This is a genomic window from Photobacterium carnosum, assembly GCF_021236965.1.
In the GTDB taxonomy this organism is placed as follows: Bacteria; Pseudomonadota; Gammaproteobacteria; order Enterobacterales; family Vibrionaceae; genus Photobacterium; species Photobacterium carnosum.
The window spans coordinates 254,808-280,901 of record NZ_WMDN01000004.1; the positions used below are offsets into that span (position 1 = coordinate 254,808).

The window sequence follows — 26,094 nt, forward strand, 5'->3', positions numbered from 1 at the left end:
ATTACATTCCTTCGTTATACATCTCAAGGTTAACTAAATCTTGGTGTAATTCAGACTGCAATTTTGAACCTTCATTGCGTAACGCATCGAGATAATCAAGATAGTGTTGATCAACATCACCCGTCACATAATTACCATTAAATACTGACGTTTCAAACAAAGTAATATCAGGGTTACCTTCCGCGACAGCAGCAACCAAATCACTTAAATCTTGAAAAATCAGACCATCAGCGCCAATTAATTTACTAATTTCATCTACTTCACGACCATGAGCAATTAACTCATTGGCACTGGGCATATCAATCCCATACACGTTAGGAAAGCGAACCTCAGGAGCAGCAGAGGCCAAATAGACTTTCTTTGCACCTGCATCACGCGCCATCTCAATAATTTGCTCAGAGGTGGTTCCACGAACAATAGAGTCATCCACCAGCAGTACATTTTTATCTTTAAATTCAGAACGGATAGCATTTAATTTACGGCGAACTGATTTACGACGCATTTGCTGACCCGGCATGATAAACGTACGGCCAACATAGCGATTCTTAACAAATCCTTGGCGATAAGGTTTATCTAGCGTACGGGCAATTTCAAGCGCGCTATCACAGGATGTTTCCGGAATGGGAATAACAACATCGATATCAATATCAGCCCACTCTCGCTTGATTTTTTCACCAAGCTTAGTACCCATTGCTAAACGCGCACCGTAAACTGACACTTTATCAATAAATGAATCTGGACGTGCAAAATACACAAATTCAAATATACATGGATTAAGCTGTGGATTGAGAGCACATTGCTGAGTATGAAGCTCACCCTCTAACGTAATATAAATCGCTTCACCCGGTGATACATCGCGTACAAAATCAAAACCAACCGCATCTAATGCGACTGACTCTGACGCTACCATGTATTCAATTTTGCCGTTTTCTTCACGCTGACCTAAACACAATGGGCGAATGCCATGAGGATCACGAAAAGCAATTAATCCATGCCCAATCACTAAAGCAACAACAGCATAGGCACCTTTAACAATGTTATGTACGTCGCTAACCGATTTAAATATATCATTTGGGCTAATGGGGTAACTTTCGCTATGCGCAAGTTGATTAGCAAGCACATTCAATAAAATTTCCGAATCGGACGTCGTATTAACATGCCGCTTTGTGTGTTCAAACAGCGTTTCTCTAATATCAGCAGCATTGGTTAAATTACCATTATGCGCCAAAGAAATACCATAAGGAGAGTTAACATAAAACGGCTGAGCTTCAGAAACACTTGAGCTTCCTGCCGTTGGATAACGTACGTGTCCAATACCCACATTACCTTGTAAGCGCTGCATATGTTTAGCTTCAAAGACATCACGAACTAAACCATTCGCTTTACGCAGACGGAAACGATTGCTTTCTAAGGTACAAATACCAGCGGCATCTTGGCCGCGATGTTGTAACACTGTAAGTGCATCATAGATAGCCTGGTTTACCGGGGTTGATCCCACGATTCCAACAATACCACACATTCCCTTAACCCTCGTTCTGCATAAAATAACAGCTACTAACATTACTATTTATAACAGTAACGTCAGCAACCGCAGTTAATCTTGCACTATTTAATGCTATGTAAAAAACTAGAGCTCTCTTTGATATATTCGAAGAACCATTCAATTACAGCACCAAATTGAGGTATTAACTCAGATTTTTTCCACCATTCTGAGCTAGATAATCCTGTAAAGGTGTCAATAAAGAACAATACTGCCGCCACAATAAGCACGCCACGAACGGCACCAAAAACAACCCCTAAAACACGATCTGTACCAGACAAACCGGTTTTCTGTACTAATTGACCAATAACGTAGTTTACTACTGCGCCAACAATCAATGTCGCAATAAACAGTACTGCAATCGCACTACCATTACGCAACATCTTGTCACTGAAATTGGTAAAATAAACCGCCAATTCCATATAAAAATTACTGGCGACAAAAAATGCGGTAAACCAAATTACTAATGACAGTGCTTCTTTAACAAAACCGCGAATCAAACTTACCATTGCTGAGAAGCAGATCACGCCCAATATTACATAATCAATCCAGATCATTGTTGTTATTGCTCGTTGTGTTGATGGGTATTCTAACAGAAAAAACGCTTACGCAAACGTTTACCTAAGGATTTATTGCATCAAATCGGTTCAATTTACCATTTAAGCCAGTAATTTTTTTCAATTCTGCAATTTGCCCCGTTAGCTTAGCTTTTGATACATCAGGACCAACAACAACCTTTACATATTGACCTGGCTTAGCATTTCGAGGGATTAATTGTGCTTGATAACCGTTCAAACGCAGTTTTGCTACCAGCGCATTGGCGTTATCAAAATTACCAAACGTTCCCATTTTAATTACCCATGCCGAACGGGTTGCTGGCGTTGGTTTATTAACAACAGGTGTCGGTTTTTTCACGACTGGCGTTGGCTTTACAACCGGCTTTACGATTGGTTTAACCTCATGCTTGATATTATGTTGTGGCTTTATTTGTGGCTCAGCTGTCGCATTATTATCAGTTTCAATGGTATATGTTTCATCACCCGTTGAAACAGATTTATCTGTCGTTGCTGTTACAGGTTCTTGAGGTAACACAACATCCGCATTTTCAGGTTCAGGGATCGTTTTTGCTTCACTTTCTCCCCCCATTTTGGGCTGTAATGGGATACTCGCAAACTGTTCTTTATAATGTTCTTTTTTACCATCGAAAAAATCGGGTAGAAAAATAACGCCTACCACGACTAAAATAATGGTTCCAATTAGTCGATTTTGAAATTGACTCGCCACAATGACTCCTGTTGATATCTAAAAAGAGAACACTGCACAATCACAATGTACTCTCTGTCTGTTCTACAACTTTAAATGCGTGGTTATTTGACCGACAGTGTAAAACGAGCCAAACACGATTACTATATCGTCAGCGCTTGCTTGTGTTAAAGCTTGGTCAAAAGCCACTGTTGGGCACTCAAATCCACGACAACCTGTTGGTAAATGCAATAATATCTCATCAGCGACAGCCGCACGAGGCCCTTTCAATGACGCAGGATACCAATAATCAACGCTTGATCGCATTGCAGCGACAGTGGCTGCAATATCTTTATCGTGCAACATTGCGACCACAGCATGGACTTTATTTTTACCTTCTTGCGCTTTTATGCAAGCAAGCTGAGTAGCAAAATACTGCGCAGAATGTGGGTTATGTGCAACGTCCATAATAATTAACGGTTGTTCGCTAACACGTTGCATCCGCCCAGGAAGGCTCGCATTACGTAGACCTTCAATAATATTTTCATCACTAATATCAAGATCGGTGACAGCTAATGCCATTAACGCCGTTGCCGCATTAGGCAATGGTAAACTTGGCAAAGGTAAATCAGCCAACGCAAATGCACCTGCTTGCCAATGCCAACGGTCAGCCTCTACTTGATAATCGAACTGATACCCGACTTGATAAAACTCAGCCCCAATATCATCAGCATGTGCAGGCACTGTCGCTGGCGGATGCGGTTGACCACAAATTGCAGGCTTACCACCACGGTAAATGCCTGCCTTTTCATAACCAATAACGTCGAGGTTATCGCCAAGCCAATCAACATGATCAATCGCTAAGCTAGTGATCACACACACATCATGATCAACAATATTAGTTGCATCTAATCGCCCGCCTAAACCGACTTCTAACACCACCACATCGACTTGATGTCGTTTAAATAACGTTAGCGCGGCTAAGGTGCCAAATTCAAACAAGCTTAAACTGGTTTCACCACGCGCCGCTTCCACACTCGCAAATGCCAAGCAATGTTCACTATCATCAAGTTCTTGATTATTAATTCGAACACGTTCGTTATAACGCACTAAATGCGGAGAGCTATATACCCCAACTTTATAACCTGCTGCCAATAAAATGGCTTCAAGCATGGCACAAGTAGAGCCTTTACCATTGGTACCAGCAACAGTAATAACACATGGTGCAGGCTTAATAAGATCAGCCTGTTGCGCGACTAATTGAACTCGGTCGAGTCCTAAATCAATTGCGCTAGTATGAAGTTGTTCAAGATATTTTAGCCATGTTGAAAGCGCGGCTGTCGCTTGCGGAGGGGTCAATCCTGACATTTAAAATCATTCACTTGTAGTAACGTACTGAGTCATTAATTTACCACTGAATGACCAATAATTTAATCATCGAGTACAATAAATTAGTGATTCGGTCTAGAAAACGAAAATGCCACTCTAATTACATCAATTAGAATGGCATTTATTGACATTAATCGTTGTTATTACCGTTAACTAATAACACACGATTAAAGTTGGAATTTTTAGTCTTGTTGTTCTGCTGCAGGTTGTGGCTCTTCAGGTTTACTGTCAATAGAAACCACTAATGGTGATGCTTGATTCATCATTTTCGCCATTAAACCTGCAATACGTTGACGCATTTCACGACGATCAACAATCATATCAATCGCACCATGCTCAAGTAAAAACTCACTACGTTGGAAGCCTTCTGGTAGCTTTTCACGTACAGTTTGCTCAATAACACGTTGGCCAGCAAAACCAATCAATGCTTTTGGCTCACCAATATTAATATCACCAAGCATTGCAAGAGAGGCTGATACGCCGCCCATTGTTGGATCTGTTAATACAGAGAAGAATGGTAAACCTTTCGCAGATAAACGCTCTAACGCAGCACTGGTTTTAGCCATTTGCATTAATGCCATTAACGCTTCTTGCATACGAGCACCGCCACTAGCAGAGAAACAAACCAATGGACAGTTTTTTTCAATGGCAGAATCAACCGCACGTACAAATTTAGTCCCAACCACTGATCCCATAGAGCCACCCATAAAAGAGAACTCAAAGGCACAGGCAACAACAGGTAGACCAAGCAACTCACCGTTCATCGCAATTAAAGCATCTTTCTCGCCTGTTGCTTTCTGGGCGGCTGATAAGCGATCTTTATATTTCTTAGAGTCACGGAACTTAAGCTTATCTTGCGGCTCAAGTTCAGCTGCAATTTCCACTTGCGTATCAGCATCAAGAAATGTTTCAAGACGACGACGCGCTTTCATACGCATGTGGTGGTCACATTTAGGACAAACTTCAAGATTGCGTTCGAGATCTGCGTGATACAGAACCTGATCACAAGACGTACATTTCGTCCAAACGCCTTCAGGGATTGATACCTTGCGCGAAGATACGATGTTACTTTTCGTTAGAATCTTTTCAAGCCAGCTCATGAATGACCTTTCTTTTTTATTCTTCGGCCAATAATGACTGAAGAGACAAATTCATTAAATATTATCTATAGATTAAAACATAATCTTATTAATCTGTAGATAAAAAACTGGTATTACCTTTGATCGTCATGATGATGTTTTTGAGTAAAAACATCAGTACACGTTAAAAACAGCCATAACATTAGTAACTGTAGACTAAACATTTAACCTGTACTGAACAAATGGCTTACAAAAATAACGGACCTAATGCCGAGCGAGGTAAATTATACTCCGCAGGATAATCAACATCGACTAAATATAAGCCGGCTGATTTTGCTGTTGGACCAGCAATACGACGATCTTTTTGTTCAAGTACCCATTTAATCCAATCCGGCTGTTTTTCACCTTTGCCGACTTTGATCAAGCTACCTGCGATATTACGTACCATATGATGCACAAACGCATTGGCTTTAATGTCGATAACAACGTAATCACCTTGGCGAGTCACAGTTAAATGTTCAAGTCGACGCCACGGACTGCGTGACTGACATTGGCTAGCACGAAATGATGTGTAGTCATGTTCACCAATTAAATACTGCGCGGCTTCATGCATTTTTTCTTCGTCAAGATGACCATGGTAATGGCTAACACCTTGTTGAAAAATAGCCGGACGCACTGAATGATTATAAATCACATAACGGTAGCGACGCGCGGTAGCAGAAAAGCGGGCATGGAAATCTTCATTAACTTCATGTGCCCAACGAACAGCAATATCTTTAGGAAGATAAGCATTTACACCCATCGTCCATGCTATCATTTTACGGTCAATATCAACATCGAAGTGAACCACTTGTCCGGTGCCATGAACACCAGTATCGGTGCGTCCAGCACAAAAAACAGCAATCGGCTGATTAGCAATGTGTGACAACGCTTTTTCTAAACGTTCTTGAACACTATCCACATCTACTTGACGCTGCCAACCACAATATTTAGCACCATCGTATTCTATACCTAACGCTATTCGCATAATCTCACTTCGACTTAATTCAACATAAACACACAGGCGATATTATTTAAGCGCCTGTTCAAAACAGAGGGTGAAGTATAGGGGATGGTGCAACAAAGGGGAAGCAATGGCGAGTTCTCAGCCCATTATCCGGGATCTACTCACCGCGTGATTGAGCCTCAAAGACACCAATGAAAACACGCTAAAACGCCACAGAAAATACTGGCTCTACAATGCGTGGGTAGTAGATTCCCTATCTCGTTCGTAACCTCACTGTAGGGAATGACGGGGTTCAGGTACAAAAAAAGCGACAGGCTTTCACCCATCGCTTTTTATCTCGAAACTCGAAACCTCGTCCCTGCTGTTCCTCGTCCCTAAATATGCCTAGTTCTTCACTTTAAACTTATCCAGTAAGGCATTCGCTTCCGCTTTTGTGTCACCCTCACCTTTTAAAACGATATCTTGCAGCAAATCAACTGCACCGCCAATATCATTCATTTCAAGATAGGCCTTCGCCAGATCCAACTGACCCGCATATTCGCCGGCACTGTCGACATCAAATTGACGAATATTAGCAAACATATCAGGAAACTCTTTCAAGCCAACATCAAGGTTTAATGGTTTCTCATCTGGATCTTCTTGATGATAATTAGGATCGTCAGCTAACAATTCATCAATGCTGATATAATTAGATAGCTTAGCCGTCGCTTTAATATCTTCTTGCGCTAAATCCGGTTGTTTAGACCAATCTTCACGCTCAAGTTCAGGCTCAGCGACCATGCTTTGCCAAACAGCAGCGTCATCTTCTGCTAATACATCTTCATTATCAGCAATCGCGCTATCAGCTGTTACTGCTAGTAGCTGATCTCGCTCATCATTATTAAGTCCACGTTGCGGCGTAACCACAGCAGAATCTGAACCATCAAACAACAAAGCATCCATATCTAAACCAGCAGAATCAGCTCGATCTTGTTTAGCTTCAGGTGATTGATCAACCTCAGATGTCACATTTTCAGATGCTGATTGTGATTTGAATCCACATTCAATCGCGTACTGTTCTAACTCATGCTGCTCTTCAAATGAGGCAAATAGCGCTTCATTTTCATCAAACTCCGGTAACGTTCTGACATCAATATTATCAAACGCATATTCCAGATGACGCGCAGTATCAAACGGGGAACAATCAGACTCAGCATTAGCACTATCATTCTCAGTAGCTGCTGGTTGACGATGCTCAGCCGCTTGTGCCGCTAGTTGCAGTTGACGAGCTACATTATCGATAGCGATTTGCTCATCAATATCTGAACGCTCATCCATTTGTTCTAATGGTAATGCTTGCGGATCATCAAAAGCTGAGTTTTCATCAAATTCAGGTAAATCATCCAAACTTAGCGGTGTGTTATGTACAGCATCCGTGGCTGGCAGCGCTGACATTTCATCTTCAAAATGATCAAATGCTGCTTGCTCATCGAAATCAGGCAGATCATCAAGATTAAACGCTGTTGCAGTCGAATCTGCAGCTAACAGTTCATCTAATAAATCGGTACTATTTTCATCAAGCTTAATTTCAGACGTTGTTGCTAATTTATCATTGTCATCAGCAAGCAGTTCATCTAATAAATCAGTACTGTTTTCCGCTAATTCAATATTGCTATCAAATGGCTGATCATCTTCACCCGCAACTAAATCATCTAATAGTTCAGTGCTACCTTCAGCAAATAATGATTCATCATCACGACTCTCTTTATGGGGAGTCATTGACATTATGTCAGGCAGATCATCGTTAAACTGGGTAAATAAAGCATCTAATTCATCTTGAGAGACTACAGTTGTACCCTCTAATTCAGCAGCAGTAGTGCCTTCTAACTTATCTACGTCTTGGGTTGATGTTTGTGCTTGTTGTAAGATCTCATCTAATAACGCTTGATCAGATAATGGCTTATCGATTTCATTATCATCTTCAGCTGATGCTGATGAAATAGTCGCTTCGTCGTATTCAGATAAATCAAAATTAGTATTATCTTCTTCACTCAGGGATTTTTCCCATAACGCAGCAAGTGCTTCATCTGCACTAGGCTCTGGCTTTGCATCAAGCTCATCCAGCGCACGCTCCATGTCTTCCAGACCAATAGCGTTATCGTTAGAGACTGAGATAGTACTAAGGTTATTATCAAATGTATTGCTATCAAAATCAGTATCAGTCGCAATGATTGCTGATTGATCAACATTACTTTCTGTAGTTTTAGTACCGTCAGCTACATCCTCGGTAATAACCGTCGCACTATCGTTTTTATTGATAACCTGATGAGGCTCGATATCTGCGAACAAATCATCATCAGCAAATAAATCATCAAGATCGTCATCATGATCAGTGCCCATCAAGTCAATGGGTGGTACAACAGCAACAGTATTATCACCATCACTTATAGGCGCAGGTAACGTGGGTTGTTCAGGATCTTCTTTCTTACGACGGAACAACAATAATGCTAATAATGCCGCAATTAAACCACCAGGAATAATGCCTGCAGCAGCCAGTGCCCACGGATTATTCGTCAACCGATCAAGCCATGTTTCAGGTGTTGGTTCTACCACAACTTCTGGTTGCTTTTGTTGTTCTAGAAATGACACCATTTGTTGGCGAATACCATCACTTTCAGTCACTTGATCTTTTAATGTCGCCATATCTTGCTGCATAGCAGATAACCGTAACCGTAATGCATGGTTACTTTCTACTAGCGCATTCATTTTAACATCAGCAACATCAACTTGTGGTTGTGCTGGTTTCGCAGGAATAATCGTCTTATTATCCCCATCAATAGCTAACGCGGCACTGTTTACCGCTGATGCCGAAGTCGTATCTTCAGGCTTAACTAATGCTTCAGTTGATTCCGTTTGAGGCGTTGCCACCTGTGGCTTAGGCGATAATTTAATCACTTTCACGGGGGTTTTAACAGCCATTGATGACTGCTCTGCCACTTGCTGATCAGCTAAACGTCTCTTTTTTAATGTAGTCGCATAAGGCGCACGTAATTGATCGGCTGCTAATTTTCGACTAACAGAACTAATACGCTGCTGTTGAATTTGATCCATTGTTGGTAATTTTAAATAACTACCTGGTAATAACGAATGGATATTATTATTTTCAAAAGCATCATGGTTAAGATCGTAGATAGCACCAATAACTTTAAAAATAGAGACATCATTATTTGGCAAATGGCGTGACGCAATACCCCACAACGTTTCATTTTCATACGTTGGGCCATAATTATGTGCCATTGCTGACGATGTCGAAAACTGTTTTGTCGGTACGTCTAGTTGGCTCGTGGCGGTATCTCGGTTAAGAGTTGCGTACGAGCTGTCTTCATTCGCGGGACCTACTATACGTATAGTATTTGCATTCACTACCGGTAAGTAAGAAGAAATAGTAACAAAAGCTACTGGTAGTACCATACGTTTAAGTATTTTTGGGATGTTAGACACTGCCTACATTCCTCTTTGGCAGAGATAAAATTGCTCGACATCGTATACAACGACTTCGAAATAATAGTTTCTTGATGATAACAATGTAGTCATAACGACCACTATCAATAACGCTTAAATAACTACATTTAAGCACAATAAGCGTCATATTATGTCAAGTTATCAGCAAAAGAAAAGCTAGCAGCTAACGAAATAAAAAAGCGACAGGCTTGCACCCATCGCTTTGTTATTTTGTTAGCAAGTTTGCTCGCACTATTCATGTTGATACACAGTAATAACGCGATCTAGACCTTACTTTTAATACGGCTAATTACAAATAATCTGCAATCAGCTTTTCAGCGATTTGAACACTATTGGTTGCTGCACCTTTACGGACGTTATCAGCGACAATCCACATGTTAAGTCCACATGGATGACTGATATCTTCACGAATACGGCCGATCATTACATGATCTTTACCAACGGCATCTGTTACTTGTGTTGGGTATTCATTATTAGGGAATACTTCAATACCGTCAGTATTTTCAAGTAAGTTAATCACATCATCTAATACGATGGGTTGATGCGTTTCAACATGTACTGCTTCGCCATGACCAAAGAATGATGACACACGCACACACGTTGGGTTCACACGAATACTTGAATCGCCTAAAATCTTTTGCGTTTCCCACACCATTTTCATTTCTTCTTTGGTGTAGCCGTTGTCCATAAACTCATCAATCTGTGGAATACAGTTAAATGCAATTTGCTTATCGTAAGCTTTGGTTTCAATTGGCAAACCATTAAGCAATTTTGCTGTTTGCCCTGCTAGTTCATCGATGCCTTTACGGCCTGAACCAGAAACAGACTGATAAGTCGCAACGTTAATACGATCAATACCGTAAGCATCTTGAATTGGCTTCAGCGCAACTAACATTTGAATCGTTGAACAGTTAGGATTAGCGATAATGTTACGGTTACGATAATCTGCAATCGCTTCTGGGTTCACTTCTGGAATAACCAACGGTACATCATATTCGTAACGGAATTCAGAGGTATTATCGATAACGATAACACCTTGTTCAGTGGCAATAGGTGCCCAATGGCGTGATGCTTCCGCACCTGCTGAGAACAAAGCAATTTGCACTTGGCTCCAGTCGAAATCTTCTACATCACGAACGCGCTTTGATTTACCTTTAAAACGTAACGCTTTACCTGCGCTACGATCACTTGCCAGCAAGTAAAGATTGCGAACAGGAAAATTACGTGCTTCTAGCACTTCGACCATAGCTTCGCCTACTGCGCCTGTCGCGCCAAGTATTGCGATATCATATTCCTGACTCATTGAGTGACCTCTACTACTGTAAAACCTAATTTAGCCAGCGACTCTACCGCAAACTCGGCCTTCGCCGCTACTGTAATCGCACTATATTCACGTCGATCCCAGTAATTTTTACGCATTAGATCAAATGCGGTGGCCATTTTGCGGTTATCGTCACCAGCTGCTAACATTTCACGACGGAAAATACCGTCGTCTTTACGGACATCATAAACTAACTGGATCAAGCTAAATAACGTTACTTCGTCCCATTGTCTGCTTAATTGCACTTGCGGTACAGGCGCAATCGGTAATAAATCACTCGCTAACGCATGGTGTTTACTACTCAAAAACTGACAAAAACTGTTAAACACCATCGTGGTTCCACGCGCTTTACCTTCAAGCCCATATCCTGCCACATGGGGAGTCGCAAACGCTAATAGCGGTAATAATTCCAAATCAACTAACGGTTCTTGCTCAAATACATCTAACACGGCGGTTAATGTTTTACCTGAACCATTGGTTGCAGCTTGTAATACTTGTTTTAGGGCCTGATTATCCACCACAGGACCACGCGCTGCATTGATTAAAATCGCATTTGGCTGCATCGCTGCTAGAAAATCAGCATCCACTAAATGATGGGTTGGATAATCGCCATCACGTGTTATCGGAGTATGAGTAGTGATCACATCACACTCTGCCAATAAACGCTCAAGTGAATCAAACTGACGCTTATCACCTTGTGCTTGCTTTAGCGGATCATTTAATAAATAACGAATACCGAGCGCATCAAGACATTTGGCTAAATACGTTCCTACGTTACCCGCACCGATAATACCGATAGTGCGATCAAATATAGAAAAATCCTGTTGCTGGCCTAATACCATCAAGCTACTTAATACGTATTCTGCAACGCCTACTTTGTTACAACCGGACGCTGCGGTAAACGTAATACCCTTTGCGGCTAATAAATCCTGATCGACATGATCTTGACCTGCGGTTGCGGTACCCACAAATTTAAGTTTGTCGGCTTTAGCAATAAGATCTGCATTCACTTTGGTTACAGAGCGAATCATTAAGGCATCAATACCCACTAAATCATCAGCGGTTAAAGTACGTCCAGGTTTTGCAATAACGTCACCTAACTGGCTAAATAATTGCTGAGCATACGGCATGTTTTCATCGATAAGGATTTTCATTAAGGCTTTCCCTGCTTTACTTAATCAGCGCCGAATAAATCTCGGGTATAAACTTTATCTTGTACGGCTTCAAGTTCGATCGCCATACGGTTAGACACAATAACATCAGACATTTCTTTAAAGGCGTCGAAATCTTTTATCACTTTAGAATTAAAGAATTCATCTTCTTCAAGTACCGGTTCAAATACCACTACTTCAATGCCTTTGGCTTTTATGCGCTTCATAATACCTTGAATGCTTGATGCGCGGAAATTATCAGATCCTGATTTCATGATTAAACGATAAATACCAACAATTTTAGGCTGTTTCGCTATGATGGAGTCAGCAATAAAATCTTTACGAGTAGTATTCGCATCAACAATAGCACCAATAATATTATTCGGCACATCTCGGTAATTAGCACGTAACTGCTTGGTATCTTTAGGCAGACAGTAACCACCATACCCAAATGAAGGATTATTATAATGGTTACCAATTCGAGGATCTAAACCAACACCTTCAATAATTTGACGACTATCTAAGTTTAGCGCTTCAGCATAACTATCAAGCTCATTAAAATAAGCGACCCGCATAGCAAGGTAAGTATTTGAAAATAACTTAACCGCTTCAGCTTCTGTTGATTCAGTAAATAACACCGCGATATCTCGTTTTTCCGCGCCTTGCTTTAAAAGATTTGCAAATTTCTCAGCGCGTTCTGAACGCTCACCCACAATAATACGCGAAGGATATAAGTTATCATAAAGGGCACGACCTTCACGTAAAAACTCAGGTGAGAACATAATATTATTAATACCAAATTGTTGTTTGATACTTTCAGTATATCCAACCGGAACCGTTGATTTGATAACCATCATCGCCGTTGGATTTTTTGCTATAACATCTTTAATCACCGCTTCTACTGAGCTGGTATTAAAATAGTTAGTGATTGGATCATAATCTGTTGGGGTTGCAATAATCACAAACTCAGCACCATCATAAGCATGTGTTGCGTCAGTTGTGGCAACAAGGTTCAACATTTTGTGTTGTAAAAAGTCTTCAATCTCCTGATCAACAATGGGAGATAAACCTTGATTAATAAGTGCAACTTTCTCTTCGATAATATCAAGTGCTACAACTTCGTTATGCTGTGATAACAAGACCGCATTAGACAAACCAACATAGCCTGTACCTACGACAGTAATTTTCATTACTCACCCCAATAAATTAATGTGTAAGTAATGATTATTCACTGCTTACTTATTATGACTTAGTTTAACTGAAAACAATTTAGAAAGAAAAAATCTCAAGCTATCTACGATCTATTTACCGCATGATCGAGCCCAAAAAGCACCAGAAAAAACACGCTAATATTCTACGGAAAACACGAACTTTACGACGCGCAGATAGTAGATGGCAGATTCCCTATCTCGTTCGTAACTTCACGGTAGGGAATAACGGGGAGATTTAGACACAAAAAAGCGACAGGCTTTCACCTATCGCTTCTTATTTACGCTGTGATTCTCAAAAAACGAAATCTCGCTACTCGAAACCTCGTCCCTCGAAAACTAATTCTTACGCTTCGTATTTCTTGATGACTAATGTTGCGTTTGTGCCACCGAAACCAAAGCTATTAGACATAACAGTTTTAAGTTCAACATCGCGCTTTTCAGTTACGATATCAAGACCTTTAGCTGCTTCATCTAGGTTTTCAATGTTGATACTTGGCGCAACAAAGCCGTGCTCTAGCATTAACGTTGAGTAGATAGCTTCGTGAACACCAGCCGCACCTAGTGCGTGACCTGTCATTGCTTTTGTTGCAGAGATTGCAGGGCTATGACCACTAAATAGCTCTTGAATAGCACCAAGTTCTTTTAGATCGCCAACAGGTGTTGATGTACCGTGAGTATTGATGTAATCAACAGGACCATCAAGGTCTTTCATTGCCATCTTCATACAACGTACCGCGCCTTCACCTGATGGAGCGACCATGTCGTAGCCGTCAGATGTTGCGCCATAACCTACGATCTCGCCGTAGATTTTTGCGCCACGCGCCAATGCGTGCTCAAGTTCTTCAATAACCACCATACCGCCGCCACCAGAGATAACGAAACCGTCACGGTCAGCATCATAAGTACGTGATGCTTTTGATGGATCATCGTTGTACTTAGTAGACAACGCACCCATTGCATCAAACATCATGGTTAGTGACCAATCAAGTTCTTCACCGCCACCAGCAAACACAACATCTTGCTTGCCTAGTTGAATAAGCTCAACTGCGTGACCAATACAGTGTGCAGATGTCGCACATGCAGAACTCATAGTGTAGCTAACACCGCGAATTTTAAACGGCGTTGCTAAACAAGCAGAAACTGTTGAGGACATAGTACGCGGTACCATGTAGGGACCAACACGCTTAACGCCTTTCTCACGAATAATATCTACTGCATGATATTGGTTGTATGATGATGCACCACCAGAACCAGCAACTAAACCTGTACGCTCGTTAGATACTTGATCTTCAGCTAGGCCAGAGTCAGCAACCGCTTGCTCCATTGATAGGTAAGCAAATGCAGCAGCATCACCCATGAAACGCATTTTCTTACGATCAATGTGCTCTGAAGGAATGATTTTCAGATCACCCCAAACATTTGAACGCAATTTCATTTCAGCGAATTGCTCAGAGTAATTAATACCTGATTTGCCTGTTTTTAGGGATTCTAATACTTCAGCAACGTTGTTACCGATACTAGATACAATACCCATGCCTGTAATTACGGCTCGTTTCATGATGAATTCCTACTGATATTAATGGAAATACCTAGTCATTTTATAGAACAACAACTGCCCTATATCAATGACTAGAATACGTCCCAAACGGCTTTAAAATCTGCGTTCACATTCGCTCTTCGTTAGCTACAGCGAACGAAAACACGCGATATTAAAGATGTTTGGGCCGATAATGCCTAATTTAACTTTCTCATTACAACAAACAAAAAAGTTAATGATTATTTAGTATGAGAACTATAACGGCTTTGCTACTGAAAAGTGGTCAGCTTTCCTGTATTTCAGGTACAATCTAATCAAAATTGCCCTTCAATCGCATTTAGAGCCCATAATTGATGTATTTTTATGCATAAAGTGGTGACAAAATGCTCAGCAGCTAAACAAGAGGTTCGTTTGTCTCGTCCCACTTCTGTAAAGTCCACACTTCGAATTAACAATGCCATCCTTAATTGGAACGACGTAGGTAGCCCATTATCGACTGACTTTGACGATATTTATTTCTCAAATGACGATGGACTAGAAGAATCACGTTATGTGTTCATCAAACAAAATGGTTTACCTAAACGCTGGCATGATTTTGATCGACGTCGATTTGTAGTTGCTGAAACAGGTTTTGGTACTGGGCTTAATTTTTTCGCGTTATGGCAAACATTTAAAGCCTTTCGTGAACAATACCCACAAGCAACCACCAAAGAATTACACTTTATTAGCTTTGAAAAAGCGCCAATCACTAAACAAGATCTGCTCAAAGCACACCAAGTATGGCCAGAACTGGCTGAGTTTACTCAAAAGCTTGATCAACATTATCCACCAGCCGTTGCCGATTGTCACCGTATTGTGCTTGAAGACGGTATGATCACCCTTGATTTATGGTTTGGCGACATTAAAGACTGTATGCCTCAAGTTTGGATCGGCAATGACGGTATTGTTGATGCTTGGTTCTTAGATGGTTTTGCGCCAAAGAAAAACCCTGAAATGTGGAACCAAGCCATCTTTAACGGTATGGCTAACATGGCACGATCTGGATGTACGCTTTCCACCTTTACGGCCGCGGGGTTTGTTCGTCGAGGTTTAAGTGACGCTGGCTTTGATATCAAAAAAGCCAAAGGGTTCGGTATTAAACGTCATATGACAGTGGGCACTGTTATAAAAAACCACCAGCAAGCGAATTTTAAGCCTTGGTTTGCGCGTAGTTCACAACAAGCACCTCAATCTGAGCCCAACGATATTGCAATTATTGGTGGTGGTATTGCCTCCGCCACTACCGCTATCGCATTGATTCGTCGTGGTCAATCCGTCAATTTATATTGTGCAGATAGCGAATTAGCTCAAGGCACATCAGGTAATCGTCAAGGGGCGGTCTATCCCCTCCTTAATGGTGAACATGATTCACTCTCACGCTTTTTCGCACCAGGCTTTATTTTTGCACGTCAATTTATTGAACAAGCAGCCCAACATTGTCAGTTTGATCATGATTGGTGTGGCGTCACTCAATTAGCATGGGATGAAGACGGCAAAAACCTCACCGAGGCTGAAAAACAACACGCACTCACCACTAATAATAAAATATCAGCGCGTCAAACTCAAAAATTGGATTGTATGTTGGCTGGTGGATTTCCAACATCGTTAGTACAAGGTTTGAATGTAGAACAAACACGAGCCATCACCGGTGTTGAAACGAATTGTCGCAGTGTTAATTACCCGCTTGGTGGTTGGTTATGTCCGCAACAATTAACTCAGGCATTAATTGAATCAGCAGTGAAGACAGGCAAACTGACATTACACCTTAATAGTGATATTACGGCACTTGAGCAAATTGAAACCGAGAATAATCACCACCAATGGCAGTTAACGTTAACTAATGGCACAACGGTTAATCACACGACTGTTGTGGTGGCGAATGGTCATCGCTTAGGTCAATATCCACAAACAGCCCCGATTCCAACCTCATCAGTACGGGGTCAAGTTAGCCATGTACCAACGAATACGCAATTATCCAAACTTAAAACCGTACTTTGTTATGACGGCTATTTAACCCCAGCCAATACCAATACTGACATCCATTGTATTGGTGCTAGCTATACTCGTGATAATTGCGATCTTGATTACAATAAAGACGATCAGCAGCAAAACAAACAACGGTTATTGGATAGCGTTCCCGCGACAGCACCATGGGCGAGTAAAATTGATGTTGATGCATTAGATCAACCCTCACGCGCACGCATTGGCGTCCGTTGTGCCAGTCGTGATCATTTACCGTTTGTTGGTAATGTGTGTCGTTATGATGATTTGATTAAGCAATATCGTGATTTAAGAGATAACCAGCTTTACGCTCAGAATATACCTGTTTATAAGAATTTATTTGCGATTGTCGGATTAGGCTCGCGTGGGTTAAGTTCAGCGCCACTGCTAGGTGAGTTATTAGCATCACAGATCTGCGGTGATCCATTACCACTACCACACTCAGTGCTTGATGATCTCCACCCAGGACGAATGTGGGTACGGAAATTAGTGCGTGGGAAAGAGGTTAAATAGCGGTTTCGAGGTGCGAGGACAAAGCAGGGACGTATAAGAGTAGAAGCTAAAACAATACTGCCTATTATTCGTCATCTCGGAAGCTGAGGGACGAAGCTATCCGCGATCTATTTACCGCGTAATTGAGCCATACAGACACCAATGAATACAGTTACTCTACGACGCGCTTATAGTAGATCCCCTATCTCGTTCGTAACCTCACTGTAGGGAATGACGGGGTGAGGCTTAGCATTCATTATTTCAAATACCGTAGCCTATTATTCGTCATCTCGGAAGCTGAGGGACGAGGCTATCCGCGATCTATTTACCACGAGATTGAACCATACAAACACCAGTGAATACAGTTACTCTACGACGCGCTTATAGTAGATTCCCTATCTCGTTCGTACCTCACTGTAGGGAATGACGGGGTGAGGCTTGGCATTCATTATTTCAAATACCGCTGCCCATTATTCGTCATCTCGGAAGCTGAGGTACGAAGCTATCCGCGATCTATTTACCGCGTGATTGAGCCATATAGACGCAAGTGAATACACGCTAAAATCCCACGAAGAACATAAACGCTACGACGCGCGGAGGCAGATTCCCTATCTCGTTCGTACCTTACTGTAGGGAATGACGGGGTGAGGCTTGGCATTCATCATTTCCCATACCGCTGCCTATTATTCGTCATCTCGGAAGCTGAGGGAACGAAGCTATCCGTGATCTATTTACCGCGTGATTGAGCCATACAGACGCCAGTGAATACAGTTATTCTACAACTTGCGGATAGTAGATTCCCTATCTTGTTCGTACCTCACTGTAGGAAATGACGGGGTGAGGCTTGGCATTCATCATTTCCAATACCGCTGCCTATTATTCGTCATCTCAGAAGCTGAGGTACGAGGCTATCCGCGATCTATTTACCGCGTAATTGAGCCATATAGACACCAATGAATACAGTTACTCTACGACGCGCGGAGGCAGATTCCCTATCTCGTTCGTAACCTCACTGTAGGGAATGACGGGGTAAGGATTGGCATTAAAGAAACCAATGAATACAGTTACTCTACGACGCGTGGATGGTAGATTCCCTATCTCGTTCGTAACCTCACTGTAGGGAATGACGGGGGTTGGGTTCGTACATTCACAGTAAAAAATAACAGGCTTGGTTATCACAATAAGCTATCGTACAAATCTAACCACTGTGGATTATTCTCCGTAATTAATTGCTCCTTCCATGAACGACGCCACTTCTTTAGTTGCTTTTCTCGCGCAATCGCAGCGTGCATGGTGTCAAATACTTCATAATGCACTAAGTGGTGTACTTGATACTTTTGCGAAAAACCAACCACCACATTATTTTTATGCAGCCAAATACGGGCAACTAATTGGCTAGTTACCCCTATATAAAGTACTGTTTTCAACTCTGAAGTTAAAATATAAACCGCAGGCTCTCTACTCACTCGCGGCTATAATCACCGTCGCTTCTGGTTTCACTTTTCGTAATTCAGTCGCTAAAGCGGTTTGTGCCTCTAAATCACCATGCACGACTTTAATCACTTGTGGACCTTGCTCAATATCAGCCACAAAACTCACAAGATCTTCTTGCGCAGCATGGGCCGAATAGCCTGACAATTGATGAATCTGTGCCTTAACATCAACTACCTTATCGTCAATTTTAATCACTTTTTCACCATCCACTAATGCGCGTCCGGTGGTGCCTTGGGCTTGATAACCTGCAAAAATCACATCGGTACGTTTATCAGCTAATAAGGCTTTTAAATAATTCACCACTCGCCCACCAGAGCACATACCGCTCGCGGCAACAATAATTGCAGGCTCTCCTGAATGTTGAAGTCGATTTACCAATTCAATATGATCGGCATGGCTATCAATAGTAATGCATTGATCAAAGGCGAGTGGATGCCGCCCCATATAACGCCTTTGCTTTGCTTCTTTGGCCCATAGCTCATGAAAATAGCGATATTGTTCCGTCACCTTTTGTGCCAGTGGCGAATCTAATATTATTGGTAAACGTTTCCAAACCCGTTTAATGGTTTGATCTTCATTAGGATCAACATCAACCTCTGCAATAATATTTTCAAGATCAAATAATAATTCTTGGGTACGACCAACACTAAAGGCAGGAATAATAATCGCCCCACCATCTTGTAATGAACGCTCAATAATCTGTTTTAATACTCGTTGTCGATGTTCAAGCTGGTGGTGAGGTTTATCGCCATACGTACTTTCAATTACCAACGTGTGCGCAGATTTCGGAGCAATAGGATCGGTTAATAATGGCGTATTTTTAGGTCCAAGATCACCACTAAAAACGACAATTTCATTGGTTGGCAATTTGATTTCAATATAAGCAGAACCCAGAATATGCCCCGCAGGTCGAAAACGGATCTTAACTAGCTCGCCAGTCGGTAACACAACTTGCGCCCAGCAATCATAAGGCACAGGACGAATTCGCTGATGTATTAACGCTAATGCCTTTTCACACTGTTTTTTATTGAGCCCTAACTGAATTTTAAGCCCATCTTCCAACATTAACGGCACTAATGCAGCAGTTGCTTCGGTGGTATAAATCGGGCCAGAAAAGCCTGCGGCAAGTAACCACGGCAAACGCCCAATATGATCAATATGGCTATGAGTCAGTAATAACGCAGCCATCTTATTAATATCAAATTCAATATCTAGTGTCTCACGGGCTTCTTTTCCCTGAAATAAACCACAATCAATTAATAAGCTATTATCACCAATAATAAGCTCATGACATGATCCCGTTACTCCTGTTTTCGCACCATGATGAACAATCTTCACCTCTCTCTCCCCTACCTATAATCAATAAGAGTTCTATAATGACAGCGCACAGATATTGTTAGAAATGTTAACAAGTAGAAATAAGAGGCATTCGCGGTTAAAATGTTAATGCAATGTAACAAACATTACGTTGTACTTAATGGATCACAAAAAAACACCTCAACATGTACAATCAAAGACAGATTAAATGTAATAGCCCTCCGATGACATATTAAGAGAGCTTACCGATTATGTACCCGATCATTATTGCGATTCATGGCCGAGGAAATAAACTGCCAACCACAACCTTAAGTGCACATTGGCAGCAAGCACTTAAACATGGCTTACAACGTTATAATCAATCACAGCTACATCCTCAGATTGATTTTAAAATGGCCTATTATGCTGATCACTTTTATCAACAACCATTAGTGCTATCAGCCTCCACGACCACCGCGATTCCACATATTTACACCATTAAACCGTTACCAGCACGTAATAGTAACCATAATAATCAACTGCGATTAACGACCACTAACGCCTCTCTGTGGAGTGCTAAAATTGCAGAATGGATGGAAGATAAATTCAATGTGTTTTCTTTTATTTCAAAACCGTTTTTAAAATCACTGTTACCTGACATTCATCATTACTTTCATGATAAAAACTATCAACAAGCTGTCGAACAACCATTAATAAAACTGCTTAATCAATATCAACATCGACCGATTATTTTACTCAGCCATTCAATGGGTACTGTAATCGCTTATAACGTACTGCATCAACTTAGCCGCCAAACGACGCCACCACAAATTAGCACATGGTTTACGTTTGGCTCACCACTTGGGCTTACCAGTGTCAAAGGCTTTTTACCCAAAATAACCCAACAACAGAGCGTTAAAAAATTAGCGACGCCAGATTGTGTCACCGAGCAATGGATCAATGTCAGTGATAAAACCGACATCGTATGCATCGATCATGATTTAAGTGATGATTACCTTGCTAATCGCCATCAAATAAAACCTCAAGATTGTTATATCACCAATGATTATCCGGGTAATTCACACAAATCATATGGTTATTTATGGAGTGATGTTATCGCGAAATATGGAATACCAAAGGTGACATTATGAAACCCTTTATATTATTAGATCCCGGTCATGGCGGCATTATTAATGGTGTTTACCAAACCGCAGGCAAACGCTCACCATTATGGTCGAACGGTAAACAGTTATTTGAAGGGGAATTTAATCGCGCCATCACCCAAGGCATAAGCCAAGCACTAACCTTACACGACATTGAAAATAAAATTATTGTGCCAGAGCTAGAAGATATCAGCCTTCGCACCCGCGTTAATCGTGCCAACCATTTAGCCACCCAATACCCTAATCACCAATGCTTACTAATTTCAGTCCATGCCAATGCTGGCGGTGGCAAAGGGTTTGAGGTTTATACCAGTCACGGTCAAACCACTAGCGACACCATTGCCGATCATATTGCTCACGCTTTTACGCAAGCATTTCCTAATAAGCCACTACGAAGTGATTACAGTGATGGCGACAGTGATAAAGAGCGCGGCTTTTATATGTTAAGAAAAACTCACATGGCGGCGGTATTAACCGAAAATTTCTTTATGGATAATGAAAGCGAATGTTGTTTAATATTAATGTCACCAACAGGCCGACAGAAAATTATTGATTATCATGTAAAAGGGATTTTGGAGTGGGTACAGCAGGAAAAAGAAAAAAGAAAAAAGGTGAGAAAGAACAAGTAGAGCAAGGGAATACAGGCTAGTTTTTTATAACACCCAAATAATATCAATGTGATAGGTATTAATTCCGACGAGACTCGACTTAAATTCGATAACGTCTTTGATGATCACCACATACAAAAACGCCCATATTAGCGAACCAATACGGGCGTTTAATTAACAATAATCAAAATCAAATTTTCATCGTTGATTTTAACGGTGTTAAATCAAGAGACTCAGCAAACGATACTTCATTTAACGATTGAATATACGCACTAAACGCTTCGCCTAAGACTTTATCACGCATCGCATATTCAACAAAGGCTTTGGCATAACCAAGCTTATCACCACAATCATGCGAACGGCCTGTCATGTGGAAAGCTTCAACGGTTTCATCTTTCATCAGCATATCAATAGCATCAGTTAGTTGGATCTCATCCCCTGCCCCTGGTGGTGTCATTGCTAGCTTATCCCAGATGTTGTGAGATAAAACATAACGACCTACAACAGCAAGGTTAGACGGTGCATCTTCAACCGCAGGCTTTTCAACCATACGTGTCATAGGGCAAGAGTCACCGCCTTTAAGATCAACACCGTTACAGTCAACCACTCCATACTTAGACACATCACTCATTGGTACAGCTTCAACCATAATTTGGCTGGCCCCTGTTTGCTCAAAGTGCGCGATCATCGCGGCGAGGTTTTCTATTTTTTGATCAGCGGTGTATTCATCTAAAATCACATCAGGCAACACCACTACAAATGGCTGATCGCCAATCAGTGGTTTAGCACACAAAACTGCATGACCTAAGCCTTTTGCTTGCCCTTGACGCACATGCATAATCGTCACGTCTTTCGGACAAATTGCTTTCACTTCATCTAGCAACTGACGTTTAACACGCGCTTCTAAAGTCGCTTCTAATTCAAAAGAAGTATCAAAGTGGTTTTCAATCGCGTTTTTAGAAGAATGGGTAACAAGAATAATTTCTTTAATACCCGCATTCACACATTCATTAACAATGTATTGAATAAGTGGCTTATCAACGATTGGCAGCATTTCTTTGGGAATAGCTTTGGTTGCGGGTAGCATACGAGTGCCAAGGCCAGCGACAGGGATGACTGCTTTTTCTATTTTGTTGTTCACGAAAGACCTTCTTTAATAAGTAGATAAATATTAGTTAACACAATGTGATACTCGCCCCTTATTATTAAGAAACTTACTCTCTAATAAATGCCAACTCATGTAAGCTAAAACTAAAACTATCAACAATGTTTTAATAATGGCTGAATTGGGGTTTGAAAATTCATTCATGCTCATCATCATTTGAATAACTGGGAAATGCCATATATAAATACCATAGGATAAATCTCCTATACTACTTTTGACTTTCACAATAGGGATACAGAAAGCGATGAAAAAAACTATAACACCAACAGCTATGGGAATAATAAATTCATAATCAGAATATAATAATAATACAGAAAAAGGAGTCGCTGCAATTATTATTTTTTTATATAATGGATTAGAAATATCGATGAAATTAAAAAAAGCACCAACCATAAAATAAGACATTAAAGAAGGTAATTGATTATTTAATGACTTATTAATATGATAATTTTCGATTAGAAAACAAATAAAATAAAATCAAAGATAGCATATAAAATGCTATTGTTAATTTTTCTTTAGAATAAAACTTATGTAAATATCCATATATAATTGGAACAGATATATAAAACATAACTTCAATTTTTATCGTCCACAGAGAGCCATTTATTGAATTATGATATCCAATCCCACTAAAAACACCAGGCAAGGATGGTTGAAGATAATTAAAGAAAAGCAGATTAGATAACAAGTACTTTACCCCACCGGATAAGTAGTCATCTATACTAGAGGTTGTTAAGAATAAACCTGTAAAAAAAGAAACCATGATAACAGTAAAATATAATGGATATATCCTCATAAATCTAGATTTTATATAAACTTTTAAATCTTTATTTTTAAAATAACTTTTAGTTATTAGATAACCACTTATAACAAAAAAACATTTGACAGCAAAACTACCAGAAAAGATTAGTAAATAATCTATATTAGCTAGTACTCCTATATGATAAAACACTACCATTATAGCTAATAAAAGTCTAAGTAAATTAAAATTATTTTGAACTGACTTCATAATGCACATAAAAATTAAGACTTAATAGTTGACGAAAATTTTGTTATCTTTTTTTTAGATAATAAGAATCTAAGTACGCTACAAATATGCCAATACAAATGCTTTGAAAATAACTTTCTATTAGCATGTTTAGCATAATGTAATGCTTTCACTTCAGGATAATAAATAATTTTACAACCTTGCATATAACTTCGATAACAAATATCTATATCTTCACAGTACATAAAATATAATTCATTAAATCCTTTTAACTTTTTATAATGTTCAGCAGTAAACGCTAAAAAATAACCCGCAGCCCAATCAACATTTTGAGCTTTATTAATTGCACTTTTATCTATGATTGAATCATTACCTAATCCTACAAAAGAGAATATGAATTGTTTAATTGTTGGAAATTTTCTAACCGAATTATCATATATACAAAAATCTTTATCTTTAAACAAGTTTATAGCTGCAAATTTCATCTTATTTACTATCATTAATGACTCTAGCTTATATAACTCAGACTTTTCAATATACACATCTGGATTTACAACATAAAATAAATCATCATCTTTCATATTAAGATTTGATATACAATAATTAAATATATAATTGTTATTACTACCAAATCCCAAATTGAAATTATTATCTATATGGTGAACATTCCTATAACAACTTAAGAATGAAAAATCCTCACCTGGAATATTACTTTTAATGATGATGTTGAAATCATCACTTAGCTTTTCTAAACAGTTTATTTTTCTTATTAAATTTTCATGTCCATGAGAAATAACAGCGATAAAAATAGCCACTTTAACCCCTTACTTATTTACAATATTAATATATAGCTTCTGATATTTTTCAGACATTACAATATCTGTATAATCTTTTGAAAATTTCATATTTATGTTTTTAGATAATGTATCAGAATTATTAACCGCTTTTTCCACTGCTAAAGATAAAGATTCAATGTCACCATAATTATAAAATGATATTTCATCATTACTAAATACTTCTTTTACAACATCTAAAGAAGAACATACGATAGGAAGACTATGTGATGCAGCTTCTAATAACGAAAGAGGCATACCTTCAGAGTGAGATGTCATAATAAAAATATCAAACACACTCAAAAACTTATTAACATCATGTGTTTTTTCTATAAAAATGCAACGTGAGTATACTTTTTTATTTTTAGCATAACTTTTAATATTTTCAAGTTCAGGACCATCTCCAACCAAAATAAAAAAATATTTATCACCACCTTTATAAGTCAATAAATCAATAACTTGATTGAATCCTTTCCTTTTTACAATATTTGCACATGCACCAAGAAAAATACACGTTGAATTGTCTTTTTTTATTTCTAAAATCTGCTTATCCATACTGATATCATCAGTCAAAACAGGCCGGCCATTATAAATAACAGAGTAATTCTTTATGAAATTATACTTTTTCCTTTGGGTATTCGTTAAAAAAACAACTTTATCTGAAAATAAAAGGACACTCTTCCATAAATAACTTATAAAAACACTAATTATTTTCCCATGAGACATTTTTAAATCATTTTCCATATCAGAGTGTAATGTTGATATATGCCTCTGTATAGTCGAACGATTTATGAAACAAAATAAATCAGGTCTTAATAAGTGAGAATGTACAATATCATAATTTTCAAAATTAATTCGTGAGAAAAAGGAGTCAACTTTAATTAATTTCACTTTTGATGAAAAGTTAATTTCTTTTATTTCATCAAAATAAAAAATAGAAACATTCCAAGACATTGGAAGATTATCTATTATATCTTTAATTACTATCACTGGCCCTTTATTAGCCAATGATGTAATAACAAAAGCAATATTCATAAA

Annotated in this window: 21 protein-coding genes; 3 read left to right on the plus strand and 18 right to left on the minus strand. The window is 39.6% G+C overall.

Going from position 1 to position 26,094, the window contains the following annotated elements:
- Position 1 precedes the first annotated feature (1 nt).
- From purF to fabB, 11 genes are all read right to left on the minus strand, one after another.
- On the minus strand, positions 2-1,519 hold the full coding sequence (gene purF / locus GLP24_RS06285) for an amidophosphoribosyltransferase (RefSeq protein WP_101768589.1): 1,518 nt from the start codon (positions 1,517-1,519) through the stop codon (positions 2-4).
- Between the two features lie 86 nt (positions 1,520-1,605).
- Positions 1,606-2,097, minus strand: a complete 492-nt coding sequence (gene cvpA, locus GLP24_RS06290; RefSeq protein WP_152653047.1) for a colicin V production protein — start codon at positions 2,095-2,097, stop codon at positions 1,606-1,608.
- A 64-nt stretch (positions 2,098-2,161) separates the two neighbouring features.
- A complete protein-coding gene (gene dedD, locus GLP24_RS06295) occupies positions 2,162-2,824 on the minus strand; it encodes a cell division protein DedD (RefSeq protein ID WP_152653046.1) in 663 nt (220 codons plus the stop codon).
- A gap of 63 nt (positions 2,825-2,887) precedes the next feature.
- The gene (gene folC / locus GLP24_RS06300) at positions 2,888-4,150 is read right to left on the minus strand and encodes a bifunctional tetrahydrofolate synthase/dihydrofolate synthase (protein ID WP_152653045.1); all 1,263 of its coding nucleotides are present in this window, start codon (positions 4,148-4,150) and stop codon (positions 2,888-2,890) included.
- A gap of 203 nt (positions 4,151-4,353) precedes the next feature.
- Positions 4,354-5,271 carry an acetyl-CoA carboxylase, carboxyltransferase subunit beta gene (gene accD, locus GLP24_RS06305; RefSeq protein WP_101768585.1) on the minus strand — a complete coding sequence of 306 codons (918 nt, stop codon included), beginning with the start codon at positions 5,269-5,271 and terminating at the stop codon, positions 4,354-4,356.
- Positions 5,272-5,497: 226 nt separating this feature from the next.
- Entirely contained in the window at positions 5,498-6,277 is a 780-nt protein-coding gene (truA, locus tag GLP24_RS06310; RefSeq protein WP_101768584.1) for a tRNA pseudouridine(38-40) synthase TruA, read from the minus strand.
- A 363-nt stretch (positions 6,278-6,640) separates the two neighbouring features.
- Complete coding sequence (locus GLP24_RS06315) at positions 6,641-9,736, minus strand: FimV/HubP family polar landmark protein (protein WP_232615699.1); 3,096 nt, start codon at positions 9,734-9,736, stop codon at positions 6,641-6,643.
- 310 nt (positions 9,737-10,046) lie between these two features.
- Complete coding sequence (locus tag GLP24_RS06320; RefSeq protein ID WP_152653043.1) at positions 10,047-11,060, minus strand: aspartate-semialdehyde dehydrogenase; 1,014 nt, start codon at positions 11,058-11,060, stop codon at positions 10,047-10,049.
- Entirely contained in the window at positions 11,057-12,232 is a 1,176-nt protein-coding gene (locus GLP24_RS06325; RefSeq protein WP_232615700.1) for a 4-phosphoerythronate dehydrogenase, read from the minus strand. The genes GLP24_RS06320 and GLP24_RS06325 overlap by 4 nt, the downstream gene beginning before the upstream one ends.
- A gap of 20 nt (positions 12,233-12,252) precedes the next feature.
- Positions 12,253-13,419, minus strand: coding sequence for a nucleotide sugar dehydrogenase (locus GLP24_RS06330; protein ID WP_232615701.1), 1,167 nt, complete (start codon positions 13,417-13,419; stop codon positions 12,253-12,255).
- Positions 13,420-13,783: 364 nt separating this feature from the next.
- Entirely contained in the window at positions 13,784-14,998 is a 1,215-nt protein-coding gene (fabB, locus tag GLP24_RS06335) for a beta-ketoacyl-ACP synthase I (protein WP_101769348.1), read from the minus strand.
- 342 nt (positions 14,999-15,340) lie between these two features.
- Here fabB and mnmC point away from each other — a divergent pair, with 342 nt between their 5' ends.
- A complete protein-coding gene (gene mnmC / locus GLP24_RS06340) occupies positions 15,341-17,530 on the plus strand; it encodes a bifunctional tRNA (5-methylaminomethyl-2-thiouridine)(34)-methyltransferase MnmD/FAD-dependent 5-carboxymethylaminomethyl-2-thiouridine(34) oxidoreductase MnmC (protein WP_232615702.1) in 2,190 nt (729 codons plus the stop codon).
- A gap of 1,154 nt (positions 17,531-18,684) precedes the next feature.
- Here the strand turns inward: mnmC and GLP24_RS06345 are convergent.
- Both GLP24_RS06345 and GLP24_RS06350 read right to left on the minus strand, forming a co-directional pair.
- Positions 18,685-18,975 (minus strand): GIY-YIG nuclease family protein, encoded by a 291-nt coding sequence (locus GLP24_RS06345; protein ID WP_232583611.1) that lies wholly within the window; start codon positions 18,973-18,975, stop codon positions 18,685-18,687.
- Positions 18,968-20,341, minus strand: coding sequence for an MBL fold metallo-hydrolase RNA specificity domain-containing protein (locus GLP24_RS06350; RefSeq protein WP_232615703.1), 1,374 nt, complete (start codon positions 20,339-20,341; stop codon positions 18,968-18,970). Before GLP24_RS06350 ends, GLP24_RS06345 begins: the two co-directional genes overlap by 8 nt.
- A 230-nt stretch (positions 20,342-20,571) precedes the next feature.
- Between GLP24_RS06350 and GLP24_RS06355 the strand changes: the two genes are divergently transcribed.
- Both GLP24_RS06355 and GLP24_RS06360 read left to right on the plus strand, forming a co-directional pair.
- On the plus strand, positions 20,572-21,450 hold the full coding sequence (locus tag GLP24_RS06355; protein WP_232615704.1) for an alpha/beta hydrolase: 879 nt from the start codon (positions 20,572-20,574) through the stop codon (positions 21,448-21,450).
- Positions 21,447-22,091 carry an N-acetylmuramoyl-L-alanine amidase gene (locus tag GLP24_RS06360; RefSeq protein WP_232615705.1) on the plus strand — a complete coding sequence of 215 codons (645 nt, stop codon included), beginning with the start codon at positions 21,447-21,449 and terminating at the stop codon, positions 22,089-22,091. Before GLP24_RS06355 ends, GLP24_RS06360 begins: the two co-directional genes overlap by 4 nt.
- Positions 22,092-22,260: 169 nt before the next feature.
- Here the strand turns inward: GLP24_RS06360 and galU are convergent, their stop codons facing one another.
- From galU to GLP24_RS06385, 5 genes are read right to left on the minus strand one after another with little or no spacing between them, the layout of a single operon-like run.
- Positions 22,261-23,211, minus strand: coding sequence for a UTP--glucose-1-phosphate uridylyltransferase GalU (gene galU, locus GLP24_RS06365; RefSeq protein WP_331254162.1), 951 nt, complete (start codon positions 23,209-23,211; stop codon positions 22,261-22,263).
- Between the two features lie 30 nt (positions 23,212-23,241).
- Entirely contained in the window at positions 23,242-23,628 is a 387-nt protein-coding gene (locus GLP24_RS06370; RefSeq protein ID WP_232615706.1) for an acyltransferase family protein, read from the minus strand.
- A gap of 43 nt (positions 23,629-23,671) precedes the next feature.
- Positions 23,672-24,244: an acyltransferase family protein gene (locus tag GLP24_RS06375; RefSeq protein WP_232615707.1), complete on the minus strand. Its 573-nt coding sequence runs from the start codon at positions 24,242-24,244 to the stop codon at positions 23,672-23,674.
- A gap of 14 nt (positions 24,245-24,258) precedes the next feature.
- A complete protein-coding gene (locus GLP24_RS06380) occupies positions 24,259-25,038 on the minus strand; it encodes a glycosyltransferase family protein (RefSeq protein ID WP_232615708.1) in 780 nt (259 codons plus the stop codon).
- A gap of 9 nt (positions 25,039-25,047) precedes the next feature.
- Positions 25,048-26,091 (minus strand): glycosyltransferase family 4 protein, encoded by a 1,044-nt coding sequence (locus GLP24_RS06385; protein ID WP_232615709.1) that lies wholly within the window; start codon positions 26,089-26,091, stop codon positions 25,048-25,050.
- Positions 26,092-26,094 lie beyond the last annotated feature (3 nt).

Excerpts from the sequence above, each read along its gene's own strand:
- GLP24_RS06370 (WP_232615706.1), bottom strand. The coding sequence starts at position 23,628 with ATGGTTGGTGCTTTTTTTAATTTCATCGATATTTCTAATCCATTATAT.
- purF (WP_101768589.1), bottom strand. The coding sequence starts at position 1,519 with ATGTGTGGTATTGTTGGAATCGTGGGATCAACCCCGGTAAACCAGGCT.
- cvpA (WP_152653047.1), bottom strand. The coding sequence starts at position 2,097 with ATGATCTGGATTGATTATGTAATATTGGGCGTGATCTGCTTCTCAGCA.
- mnmC (WP_232615702.1), top strand. The coding sequence starts at position 15,341 with ATGCATAAAGTGGTGACAAAATGCTCAGCAGCTAAACAAGAGGTTCGT.
- GLP24_RS06360 (WP_232615705.1), top strand. The coding sequence starts at position 21,447 with ATGAAACCCTTTATATTATTAGATCCCGGTCATGGCGGCATTATTAAT.
- GLP24_RS06385 (WP_232615709.1), bottom strand. The coding sequence starts at position 26,091 with ATGAATATTGCTTTTGTTATTACATCATTGGCTAATAAAGGGCCAGTG.
- fabB (WP_101769348.1), bottom strand. The coding sequence starts at position 14,998 with ATGAAACGAGCCGTAATTACAGGCATGGGTATTGTATCTAGTATCGGT.
- accD (WP_101768585.1), bottom strand. The coding sequence starts at position 5,271 with ATGAGCTGGCTTGAAAAGATTCTAACGAAAAGTAACATCGTATCTTCG.
- GLP24_RS06325 (WP_232615700.1), bottom strand. The coding sequence starts at position 12,232 with ATGAAAATCCTTATCGATGAAAACATGCCGTATGCTCAGCAATTATTT.
- GLP24_RS06320 (WP_152653043.1), bottom strand. The coding sequence starts at position 11,060 with ATGAGTCAGGAATATGATATCGCAATACTTGGCGCGACAGGCGCAGTA.
- folC (WP_152653045.1), bottom strand. The coding sequence starts at position 4,150 with ATGTCAGGATTGACCCCTCCGCAAGCGACAGCCGCGCTTTCAACATGG.
- truA (WP_101768584.1), bottom strand. The coding sequence starts at position 6,277 with ATGCGAATAGCGTTAGGTATAGAATACGATGGTGCTAAATATTGTGGT.
- GLP24_RS06375 (WP_232615707.1), bottom strand. The coding sequence starts at position 24,244 with ATGAAGTCAGTTCAAAATAATTTTAATTTACTTAGACTTTTATTAGCT.
- GLP24_RS06355 (WP_232615704.1), top strand. The coding sequence starts at position 20,572 with ATGTACCCGATCATTATTGCGATTCATGGCCGAGGAAATAAACTGCCA.
- GLP24_RS06330 (WP_232615701.1), bottom strand. The coding sequence starts at position 13,419 with ATGAAAATTACTGTCGTAGGTACAGGCTATGTTGGTTTGTCTAATGCG.